General features: G+C 35.5%; 7 protein-coding genes. All 7 read left to right on the plus strand.

The features are described 5' to 3' along the window. Positions 1-61 precede the first annotated feature (61 nt). The 7 genes from pta to mraY all read left to right on the plus strand — a co-directional run bounded on the left by pta (position 62) and on the right by mraY (position 12,602). Positions 62-2,215 (plus strand): phosphate acetyltransferase, encoded by a 2,154-nt coding sequence (pta, locus tag KTT71_RS00845; RefSeq protein WP_216782598.1) that lies wholly within the window; start codon positions 62-64, stop codon positions 2,213-2,215. Between the two features lie 3,381 nt (positions 2,216-5,596). Further along, a complete protein-coding gene (gene rsmH / locus KTT71_RS00850; RefSeq protein WP_216782599.1) occupies positions 5,597-6,535 on the plus strand; it encodes a 16S rRNA (cytosine(1402)-N(4))-methyltransferase RsmH in 939 nt (312 codons plus the stop codon). Then, positions 6,535-6,855 (plus strand): cell division protein FtsL, encoded by a 321-nt coding sequence (gene ftsL, locus KTT71_RS00855; RefSeq protein WP_216782600.1) that lies wholly within the window; start codon positions 6,535-6,537, stop codon positions 6,853-6,855. The genes rsmH and ftsL overlap by 1 nt, the downstream gene beginning before the upstream one ends. Before the next feature lie 60 nt (positions 6,856-6,915). Beyond that, positions 6,916-8,661, plus strand: a complete 1,746-nt coding sequence (ftsI, locus tag KTT71_RS00860; RefSeq protein WP_216782601.1) for a peptidoglycan glycosyltransferase FtsI — start codon at positions 6,916-6,918, stop codon at positions 8,659-8,661. A 4-nt stretch (positions 8,662-8,665) separates the two neighbouring features. Continuing rightward, on the plus strand, positions 8,666-10,168 hold the full coding sequence (gene murE / locus KTT71_RS00865) for a UDP-N-acetylmuramoyl-L-alanyl-D-glutamate--2,6-diaminopimelate ligase (protein WP_216782602.1): 1,503 nt from the start codon (positions 8,666-8,668) through the stop codon (positions 10,166-10,168). Further along, on the plus strand, positions 10,150-11,499 hold the full coding sequence (gene murF, locus KTT71_RS00870) for a UDP-N-acetylmuramoyl-tripeptide--D-alanyl-D-alanine ligase (protein ID WP_216782603.1): 1,350 nt from the start codon (positions 10,150-10,152) through the stop codon (positions 11,497-11,499). Before murE ends, murF begins: the two co-directional genes overlap by 19 nt. A 20-nt stretch (positions 11,500-11,519) precedes the next feature. Continuing rightward, on the plus strand, positions 11,520-12,602 hold the full coding sequence (gene mraY / locus KTT71_RS00875; RefSeq protein WP_216782728.1) for a phospho-N-acetylmuramoyl-pentapeptide-transferase: 1,083 nt from the start codon (positions 11,520-11,522) through the stop codon (positions 12,600-12,602).

Genomic DNA, 12,602 nt, shown 5'->3' on the forward strand with positions numbered 1-12,602 from the left:
TGTCGCTGATTATTCAGATAAAATGAGTTATGCTAGTTTTTAACTCTAAAGAGGTGCTGTCGTGTCACGCACAATTATGCTCATTCCCACTAGTGCTAGCTTTAATTTGAATAGTATTACCTTGGGCGTCATACGCTCTATAGAGAGGAAAAATATTCGTCCAGGTTTTTACAAACTAATAGCTGAATCACTAATACAGACCAATTCTCTTAAACAAACTACTAATCTTTTTCAAGATCACCCTTCTATTCTTACAGCAGCATCATTGTGTAATTTTAACGATGAAAACATGCTTAATCTTAAACAACAGGACTTGTTAATAGAAGAAATACTATATGGTTATCACCAAAAAACTAAAAATGCAGAAGTCGTTCTAGTGGAAGGCTTAGTATTTCATCAAAATCAGAATTTTGCTAACAAAATAAATTATGAAATCTCAAAAATTCTGAATGCTGAAATCGTGTTTGTTATGGCTTTAGGCAATGAGACGTCTTCTCAGATAGTGGCACGCATCGAACTTGCTCGTTCTAAATTTGGCGGTGACAAAAACAGAAATATTAGTGGTGTGATCATGAATATCCTGCACATGATAACTCATGATCAGCTTTATACTACCTCTAATCTATCTAAGATGTCTCTTAATTTTAATGAAGCTAGCTTGGTAAGCTCCGATGTTGCACAATTATTAGAAAATAGTCCAGTACCCGTTTTAGGGGTTTTTTTATGGAATACTGAACTATTTCCTCTGCGAGCAATAGATATCGCTAATAACTTGAAAGCACGTATTGTTCATGCAGGAGATATAAAAAATCGTCAAATCGAATCTATTATTTTTTGCGCAAGAAGTATGCCTTATATATTAGATGAATTACGCCAAGGCTCTTTAGTGGTCACCTCTGCTGACCGTACTGACGTTCTGGTAGCTGCATGTCTAGCTGCAATGAACGGTATAAAAATAGGATCAATCCTCCTAACTGATAGTTCTAACATGGATTCCCGTACCTTTAAGTTATGTAAAAGTGCATTACATACTGGTTTACCAGTATTTGTTGTTGACACTAACATCAGGGAGACTTCTTTAATGCTAGAGCGCTGTTTCAATCTTACAGCCCCTACAGATGATCAGAATCACTCAGAAAAGATATGCAATCACATTGCAAATCATATTAATAGTAAGTGGATTGACTCGCTAACTTTAACATATACATCTCCATTTCGTTTATTACCTGCTGCTTTCTGCTGTAACCTAACTGATCTAGCACGTAAAGCCTGCAAACGTATTATATTACCAGAAGGTGATGAACCGCGCACTGTGAAAGCTGCGGTTATGTGCTCTGAACGCGGGATTGCAGAATGTGTTCTTCTAGGGATCCCAGAAAAGATTAAGCATGTAGCTGAGGATCAGGGAGTAGTTCTTGGTAAATCTATTTATATTATTGATCCTGAATCTATTAGAGAAAAGTATTTAGATCGTCTGCTTGAATTGCGTAAAAGCAAAGGCATGACCGAAATAATTGCTCGTGAACAGCTTAAAGATAACGTAGTGCTGGGCACTCTAATGTTGGAACAGAATGAAGTAGACGGTTTAGTTTCTGGTGCAGTTCACACTACAGCAAATACTATCAGACCATCTTTGCAGCTTATTAAAACTGCACCAGGTATTTCTCTAGTTTCTTCTGTCTTCTTTATGTTATTGCCTGATCAGGTCTTAGTTTATGCAGATTGCGCGATCAATTCGGATCCAACTGCTGAGCAATTATCTGAAATAGCAATCCAGTCTGCAGACTCTGCATCTTCCTTCGGTATAAAACCATATGTTGCAATGCTTTCTTACTCTACTGGTAACTCTGGTACAGGGATTAAGGTTGATAAGGTTCGCCAAGCTACTTGTTTAGCTCAGATGAAACGTCCTGATCTTATTATCGATGGTCCTCTGCAGTACGATGCGGCAATTATAGCAGACGTAGCTAAATTGAAAGCCCCTAATTCTCCAGTGGCAGGCAAAGCCACTGTGTGCATTTTCCCTGACCTCAATACGGGTAATACGACATATAAAGCTGTGCAGCATTCTGGTGATTTACTGTCTATTGGTCCGATGCTGCAAGGTATGCGTAAGCCAGTAAACGACCTATCTCGCGGAGCACGGGTTAACGATATAGTATATACCGTTGCTCTTACTGCTGTTCAGGCTGCACACTTAGATCATCTTAAGTAAATGTGTTATCATTACCGTTTGAAAGTCGTTAAAGTAATTCCACTATGGATATATACTAAATTTGTCTATTTATAGCATTTTCTGCGATAGTTTTTAGAGTGAAGACATATTATTTTTAATAACAGTGACATTCTAGGCTTTTATGTATTAGCATATTTTATACATTATCCTAGATCTTCATATGAGACGATGAATTAATCTTAAAGAACAAAATATATTAATATTATGCGTTATGTTTATAATTAATTTAATTATTTTTTAACTATATGATTTATGTGATTTTATTGAATTAATTGCGCATTATCTTATTTGGCATCATATTTTAAGGTTTAATTCAAAAGATATTTATTTTTTAACCATCGACTTCCGAAAAAATAAAAACTAGTTATTATCTTCTGCCTTTTTAAAGTCCGAAGTTAATCATTCTGATGATGGATGATATATGCTTGATTTTAGTGCAGTCACAGATGAATAGGAAAACATCTGCTTTTGCTAGACACCCCTCTCTTCTGTTTTATTATATTATTTTGCTGTCACTATTATTCATCTTATTGATAAATATATCTTGAATATTTGTGAAAACAATTCACAGGTTTTAGCAATATTTTGATCTAACGTAGATAGGCACTTGCCCAGATTATTAATTATCTGATTAACCGCTCTTTATAAGTCATGTACTGAATATAATGCTATAGGATCTATTTTAGAAAATCCTTCTAGTTTTATGCGATCATCAAACTTACTGTATTACTAAACTTTGAAGTATTATATATTATTGAGGCAGATAATAATGATATAATAAATTATTATTAATTAATACACTTTATTCATAACCTCCTAATTTATTCCTTAGATCTATTTACTTTATTTCGGATATATATTATTAGGTACTTTTCTTATCTTCTGTTGATCTGTTGATAATTATATTAACCCAGGCTGTCATAGTTTATCCCTGAACTTGAAATATAAATAATAAATTTACATCACAGCTTACTATATATAAGATACATTTTCATCTTTATAAATCTCTTGATTAGTCTATATAAAATATATTTATTGATATTATTTTGGAGCAAAAATTTGCACATAACAATTTTATATATCTAGTCGTATTTTCTTAAAAATGCATTAAAATATATAAAATATTTATATCAGTTTTATATTTTTACTTCTTAGACAATTCTTATCCAAAGTCCTATGAAGAAGAACTTGGTCTTGCTCTGATATTATTTTTGAGCATTTCGGAAAACCTAACTAGCTCACTAATACAATCATATTTTAGAGAGTATGTTGCTCGTTCTATGAGTTACGAGCATAATTAATTCAATTGATATGAAAATCTTAAAGAGCCAGTAATTTGATAAGGAAGATGACCTAATCTGTTTATCGGAATTTAATAATAAATTTTTAAAGTATTTAGATGATATTTTATTAGCGATATAAAAATATTTTTATATAATTATATGTTTCGAAACATAATTTGCGATACATCTAATGTATGTGATCAAAATAAAAAATATTTTAAATATTATTTAGGATATTATTTATGACCTGGTACACCCTACGCGCTATTAATCTATTCTGGTATATAGCTTAACTAAATCAAGGTAAGTATGATTCACGATCATATTCAATCAAAAGTACTTCCAAAATACTACTAAGTCACTTAAGATTTATAACAGTAGTATGTATATCAAGATTCTTATCTTTATAATATTATCTTCTCTTTCTTAACTAGATGCATATTACTTGATTATAAGGCATATGTGGAACACTAAGTTTATGATTTATATAATTTCATATTGTAAGATTTTATACTTTATTCTGCTTTACCCATAAAGTATTGGTATTAAGTTTGAATAAAAATTTTTTAGATCATAACTTTGTATTAGTCTGTATACATATTCCTTCTGATCAAGACGCTATAAGGTAGTATCGTATCCTATAAAACTCGGTAAGATTATGAGCATTTATCTTATTTATGTTTATGGTACAACTAACTGAAGATGATACTTATTATTTCAAGTAAATATTATTTAGATGTCCTAGTTATCCGCTTTACTATGTATTTATCTGTCTCAACATTTATACATCAGATTATCAGGAATGTATGTTGAAAGATCTATTAGGTTTATTTAGGGTTTTACTGTATTTTAATCCCCTTAGAAGATTATACCTATTTCTTACTTAATAAATAACTTAAGCCTAACTGTTATTATAAATAATAATATATAAAACGGTATTATGATGTCATTCATAGGAACTATTATGCATAAATTTGGAAAAATTATTGTAAATATTTTGATATGGTGCTAATTAATCAATAATCATAAATTATATAAAGGTAATACGCATACAATAAAATTTACGTGTTATCTCTTCTGATAGATAGCCTGATTCACAGCTTCTGTAAAATAAATGCGCTAGTTCTAGAAAATATCAAATATGTGCATACTTGAACAGTATCCGCAATCCGCAATTGCTATAATGAGAACGATAAACAAGTAACTTTTCTATAAGCACTTAGCTGGTTCATTGAATGTCTAAGAAAAATATCTAAGTTATAACTTTGATTTCGAGAGTCTTGATTCATGAGGTTGCTAATAAATTAGAAAGTATTTTACTGATTAGCTTAGACATCCCCTATTTCAGGCAAAATACTTTATAATATTGTCCTCTTTTCGGCTGTTAAAAAGTTTTGATACTCTCATGGGTATTAGAGTTAGATTTGTAACATTGCGTTGATTTAAGAACATCGTCGGAGATTGCTAAATAGTTATTAGTATTTAATTTTGATCCGGAGGTAAAAGATCTTTGCGGATCTTAAATTCATCGTATAAATATTATAGCCCAATAAATAGTACTAAACTAAAGTATCCCTGTCTTGACAAGTTTTTCCACCTTTTGTGAAATTTATTATTTTATCATCTTACAAAATTCACATGTATGTAGAATACATAAAGGATTACAGTTTATTTTGAGATATTACTGATAAAATTTGGCTGTAAATTATAATTATTAGTTGATATCTATTATCGAGATTATCTCTATACAAGTAAGATGTAAATAGTTTACATGACGGTTTTAAATCATACATGCTATTATAGTGCTCTGAGTTAAAAGCAAGACGATAACATTTCTCTCAGTTTTCTAGGAATGATTTTATGTATTACTTACCTTAAAGTATTATTAGTTAGTATCGTATAGAAGAGTCTATAATTAATATTATACAATAATATTGTTTCAGTATAAATTTAGAGAAATTAATTAGAGGTTTCTAAAAAATTGAGTATGAACATTGTAATAAATATAATGTTTGATAATATCATATAATAGATAAAAAATCTGATTTTAGCCGCTAAAGGATTAATCATTATAGCTATGCTAGAAAAAAAGTACCTACATAAGAGTGTATTACTAGATGAGTCAATAAATTGCCTTAATCCACGCAGTGATGGCATTTATATAGATGGCACTTTTGGTGGTGGCGGTCATTCACGTTTACTGTTATCGCACTTGGGGCCAAAAGGCAAAGTATTTGCTATTGATCGTGACCCTCAAGCTATTGAAGTTGCATCAGAAATAATGGACCCACGATTTTCTAGCATTCATGGAGTATTTTCTAATATAGAGACCTATGCCAGATCATTAGGTCTGGCAGGTCAAATAAATGGCATTTTATTTGACCTGGGTGTCTCCACAACACAACTTGAGGATAATGCACGTGGTTTTTCCTTTATGCGAGATGGACCACTGGATATGCGTATGGACCAGACGTGTGGATTATTTGCTGCCGAGTTGCTGATGAAATCAGAAGAAGAGATTAGTTGGGTACTAAAGACCTTCGGTGAAGAACGATTTGCTAAACGCATTGCTCGCGCTATTATTCAGCAAAACAGACTTGCGCCAATAACACGCACAAATCAACTTGCAACTCTGGTCGCTAATGCTATTCCGTTTCGCGAAAAGCATAAACACCCTGCAACACGTACTTTTCAGGCTATACGCATCTACATTAACAAAGAGTTAGAGGAGCTTCAAAAGGCATTGAATAGCTCATTGGAAATTCTTGCCCCTAAAGGTCGTCTATCTGTTATAAGCTTTCATTCTCTAGAAGATCGCATTGTTAAGAAATTCATTCATAATCATAGCTGTGGTTTTCAACTACCCGCTGGTATTCCTTTAACCGAATTGCAGCTTCGTAGCTATTTTCATCAGAAATTGAAAAGAGTATGCAAAATAAAAGCTAGTAGTGCTGAAGTAGTCAGGAACCCACGAGCACGGAGTGCAATTCTTCGAACTGCTGAAAGAATAGTTTAATGAATACTAATAAGCGCTATACGCTGGTTACCTTAATAAGAAGAGATATCCTCAGTCACTGCAAAATGCCTCTATTTCTTTTTATTATTCTATTAATTTCAGCTATTTGTGTCGTTATGATAACTTATAAAACTCGTGTGCTAACTGCTCAGCGTGAGAAGTTAGCACACGAGCATGATGCTCTGGATACTGAATGGCGCAACTTGATTCTAGAAGATAATGCGTTAGCAGATCATAAACGTCTAGAGCAGATTGCAAAACAGAAGTTAAACATGGATTATGTAGATCCAACCAAAGAGAAGATCTTGGTTCAACAATAGATGATTTAATTGGATTATGTTGTTAAAAGACAATTTTGGACGTTATTAAAGATATAATTAATGAAAGCAGTTACCATCTGCAAGTTCAAACCTCATAAAGCTCAGGCCAGTTTTATTAGCTGGCGTTTTGCATTAATCTCCGTTTGCATATTTCTTGGATTAATAGGTTTATTAGGACGTGTTACTTATCTACAGATTATTAACCCAAAGCTTTTAGTGCGCGAAGGTGATGCACGTTCATTACGAACCCAGCGTATCCTCGCTTCTCGCGGTATGATTAGTGATCGTATGGGGCGCCCACTTGCAGTAAGTGTACCAGTAAACGCCATTTGGGCGGATCCTAAGGTAGTACATGAATGCGGTGGAGTTAATTTAGATACCCGATGGAAAGCTTTAGCCGATGCTCTAGAAATGTCGTTAGATAAAATAGCAGCGCGCATTAATGCTAATCCAAAAGGGCGTTTTGTTTATTTAGCCCGTCAAGTTAACCCTTTAATAGCCGCTTATATACATAAGCTAAAAATATCTGGAATTTTTCAACAGCGAGAATCTCGCCGTTATTACCCTGCAGGTCAGGTTACTGCTCATGTTATCGGAATTACCAATATTGATAGCCAAGGAATTGAAGGAGTAGAAAAAAGTTTTGATAATTGGCTAGCTGGCCACGCGGGTCAACGTACTTTTCGTAAAGATCGTTTCGGACGCGTTATTGAAGATGTTTCATCTACAGAAAGCGAGGCTGCACATAACCTTATACTCAGCATTGACGAGCGATTACAATTATTGGTTTATTGTAAACTAAAACATGCCGTTGCTCTTAATAAAGCCGACTCAGGTAGTGCAGTTTTAGTTGACGTGAATACTGGTGAAGTCTTGGCGATGGCTAATATTCCTTCGTATAATCCAAATAATTTATCAAATACTCCAAAACGTGCCATGCGTAACCGAGCTATTACTGACATGTTTGAGCCGGGATCAACGGTGAAGCCTATGGTGATAATGACTGCTCTACAGCGTAATTTGGTAAAAGAAAATAGTATAATCAATACTCAACCTTATTTTATTAACGGGCATCAGATTAAAGATGTTTCTCGTTACAAAGAACTTTCTATAACGGGTATTTTGCAGAAATCTAGTAACGTTGGTGTATCAAAGCTGGCATTAGCTATGCCTTCTTCTGCGCTAGTGGAGACTTACTCACACTTTGGATTAGGAAAAGCAACCAACTTGGGTCTGGTCGGAGAAAACAGCGGCATTTACCCTACAAAACAGCGTTGGTCTGACATAGAGAGAGCTACTTTTTCTTTTGGGTATGGTCTTATGGTAACACCATTACAGTTAGCACGTGTCTATGCAACTATTGGTAGTTTAGGCATATATCGTCCGTTGTCGATAACTACCGTTAATGAGCCGGTTTTAGGTAAACGTGTATTTCCAGAATCAATAGCGCGTATAGTTGTACATATGATGGAAAGCGTTGCATTGCCTGGCGGTGGAGGTAGCAAAGCTGCAATAAAAAGTTATCGTATTGCTATCAAGACTGGTACAGCTAAGACAGTAGGATCTGATGGTCATTACATTGATAAATATATTGCTTACACTGCTGGCATAGCGCCTGCTAGTAATCCTCGCTTTTCTTTAGTAGTAATAATCAATAATCCGCGGGCGGGTCAGTATTATGGTGGTGCTGTATCTGCTCCGATCTTTGGAGCGATCATGGACGGCGCTTTACGTACTATGAACATTAAACCAGATGCTTTGATATCAGTTAATACAAGGTCATTAATCAATAATAAAAGGGGATAGTTAGGTGCTAAATCGTAATTTACGTGCTCTTTTAGCTCCTTGGGGTGTAGATGTACCGGATCTATTTTTGCGAGAAATGACATCGGATAGTAGACTTGTTTCCGCAGGTGATCTGTTTATGGCAGTTGTTGGACATACGATAGATGCCCGTTTTTATATTCCGCAAGCTATACATCAAGGAGTAGCCGCAGTGATTGCGGAATCATATGAAAAATTAGGCGTTCAGACTATTATTCAAAGGGATGGAATCCCTATAGTTTATCTCCATGAAATAAAGAAGCATCTTTCTAGGATAGCGGGGATATTTTATAATCATCCGGCCGCTCATTTGTATTTAATCGCTGTAACTGGTACTAATGGCAAAACCACCGTCACTCAATTAATAGCGCAGTGGGGGGTATTATTAGGTGAGACTAGTGCAGTTATGGGAACGATAGGAAATGGTGTTTTAGGAAAAGTAATCCCAAGCGCAAACACTACATGTTCAGCTGTTGATGTGCAATTTCTTTTGAATAGCTTTTTGTCTAAAGGTGCAACTCTGACGGCTATGGAAGTTTCCTCACATGCTCTAGCACAAAATCGCGTCGCCGCACTGCCATTTGCTGCGTCTGTATTTACTAATCTTAGTCGTGATCACCTAGATTATCATGGCAATATGCATCAATACGCACAGATCAAATGGTTACTATTCTCAACTCATGACAGTGGTGAAATGATTATTAATGCTGATGATAAACTCGGCTATGATTGGTTGTCTAAATTACCTAATGCGATCGCCGTTACTATGAAAAAACATCTTCAGAAAAACTTCTCTCGGCGTTTGGTTTCATTAACTGCAGTAGAGCATCAAGAAGGATTTGCAAATATATTCTTTAACTCCTCGTGGGGCAAAGGAGTACTCAAAAGCCGCTTGATAGGATCATTTAACGTTAGCAATTTACTCTTGGCTGTAGCAACTATGCTAGCTCTAGGATATCCATTAAATGAGCTATGCAAAACATCAATTCAACTACGGCCAATATTTGGCCGTATGGAGTCTTTTAATGCGCCAGGTAAACCAACCGTTTTTGTAGATTATGCTCATACCCCTGATGCGCTTCATGAAGCACTCCAAGCTGCTCGTTTGCAGTGCAAAGGGCAGCTTTGGTGCATATTTGGTTGTGGGGGCAATCGTGATCAAGGAAAGCGTTCAATCATGGGTAGTGTTGCTGAGCAATATGCAGATCGAGTCGTGATAACTGATGATAATCCTCGCAAAGAAAATCCAAAAGGTATAATGGATGATATCCTAAATGGTATTGTTGATACTAAGCATGTCCAAAAAATTTCAGATCGCAGTGAAGCTGTGACCTATGCAATTAAGCAAGCTAAGCAGGCTGATGTTATTTTAATTGCAGGTAAAGGTCATGAAAATTATCAATTAATTGGTAATTCTGAGCTGTATTGTTCTGATCGCGATACCGTTTCGCTATTGTTAAGGGGAGCAGAATGTTCCCTATTTCCTTAGAAATTATAGCGCAAGTTGTACATGGAAAATTGATTGGAACGGATATTCAGGTTAGAGATGTCGTAATAGATACACGAAAAATTACAAGTAATTGTATGTTTATTGCCTTAAAAGGAAAAAGATTTGATGCTCACGATTTTGCTGTTGATGCTATACAAAAAGGTGCGAATACTTTATTGGTAAGTAAATATTTACCCATTTCTGTGCCGCAAATTCTAGTGGCCGATACTAGAATTGCTTTATGTTTACTTGCGTCATGGTCACGTCAGCAAGTTTCAGCACGTATTATTGCTCTGACAGGATCTTCAGGTAAAACTTTGGTTAAAGAAATTACCGCTTCAATCCTACAATATTGCGGTAATGTGCTGCATACTACAGGTAATTTTAATAATAATATCGGAGTATCTTTAACGCTATTACTGCTTAAGCCAGAACATAAATTTGCTGTGCTGGAACTTGGTGCTAACCATATAGGAGAAATTTCTTATACAAGCAATCTAGTGAAACCTGAAAGTGTGCTGATAAATAATATAGCAGCTGCTCATCTGGAGGGTTTTGGTTCTTTGGCAGGAGTTGCTAAGGCTAAAGGAGAAATATTTGATGGCTTGGCATTAAACGGAACAGCCATTATAAACGCTGATAGTAATGACTGGTCAAACTGGAAAGAAAAAATTGCCGCTCAGCGCGTATGGCGTTTCTCATTAAATGAAGGTAAAGAGGTTGATTTCTTTGCAACTGGAGTTCGAGTAACGCAGGAAGTTACCGAATTTAAACTACATACTCCATTCGGAACAATTTCAGTAGCCCTACTATTACCAGGCTATCATAATATAGCAAACGTTTTAGCTGCTAGTGCTCTAGCTATATCTGTTGGTGCAACTCTAGAAAATATACAGAAGGGACTTAATGAGTTAAAAGCTATTCCCGGTCGTTTGTTCCCGATTAGTTTAAATAAACAACAATTAATACTAGATGATACCTACAATGCTAACGTAGGATCTATGATTGCTGCTGCTCACGTTTTGAGCTCTAAGCCAGGTTATCGAGTTATGGTAGTTGGATATATGGAGGAATTAGGGACTGAGGAAGCAGAATATCACCGTCAGGTGGGCATTGCTTTCCGAGAAGTTGGAGTTAATAAAGTTCTGAGTGTTGGTGGATTAAGCTATATTATTAGTGAGGCTAGTGGTTGTGGTGAACATTTTACAGATAAAAAATCTTTGGTTCAAAGACTAAAAAACATATTATCTGAACATTCAACAATCACTGTGCTAGTGAAGGGTTCAAGAGGTTCTGCTATGGAGCAGGTAGTGCATGCTTTATCTGTGTAGGATATTCAGGAGAATCAATGATGTTATTCTGTCTGTCTAAATACTTAGTCAAGTATTATTCCGTATTTAACATCTTTTCTTTTCTGATGTTTCGTGCAATTTCTTGCTTACTCACTGCTCTATGCTTGGCGTTGTGGATAGGTCCTAGAATTATTGCTCTACTTCAAAACATGTCTTTTAAACAAATTATTCGTCAGGACGGTCCTAGGTCTCATTTTAGGAAACAAGGAACTCCGACAATGGGTGGTATCATTATCCTCATATCTATTATCATTTCAGTATTGATGTGGTCATCTCCATGTAACCCATATATCTGGTGTGCTCTCTTTGTCATGCTTAGTTATGGTATTGTAGGTTTTTTTGATGATTATCGTAAAGTGCTACAAAAAAATTCTCAGGGCCTAATTGCTCGATGGAAATATTTCTGGCAGTCAATAATTGCTCTAGTAATTTCATTGACCATGTATACGATAGGTAAAGATACCCCAGCGACTGTTCTAGTTGTACTATTTTTTAAAGACTTGATGCCTCAGCTGGGCATTTTATATATTCCGTTAAGCTATTTAGTTATTGTCGGTACTAGTAATGCTGTTAATCTAACAGATGGCTTAGATGGATTGGCTGTGATGCCTGCGGTACTTGTAGCGGCTGGCATGGGATTCTTGGCTTGGTCATCTAGTAATCCACATCTTGCTGCATACTTTCATATTCCTTATTTGCTGTATGCAGGTGAGTTAGTTATTTTTTGTTCTGCCATTGTGGGAGCAGGGCTTGGATTCTTGTGGTTTAATACTTATCCCGCTCAAGTATTCATGGGGGATGTTGGCTCTCTAGCTATAGGTGGTGCTTTGGGGACTATTGCAGTCTTATTGCGTCAGGAATGTCTGCTAGTAATTATGGGCGGTATATTCGTTATAGAAGCATTATCAGTTATTTTGCAAGTGAGCAGTTTTAAGCTGCGTAGGAGGAGGATTTTCCTTATGGCGCCAATCCATCATCACTATGAATTGAAGGGTTGGCCAGAACCTCGTATTATCGTGCGCTTTTGGATTATAGCATTTACGCTAGTTCTAATCAGCTTGGCAATATTAAGGTACGGTTAA

Origin of the sequence: Candidatus Profftia tarda (genome assembly GCF_904848675.1) — a bacterium.
In the GTDB taxonomy this organism is placed as follows: domain Bacteria; phylum Pseudomonadota; class Gammaproteobacteria; order Enterobacterales; family Enterobacteriaceae; genus Profftia; species Profftia tarda.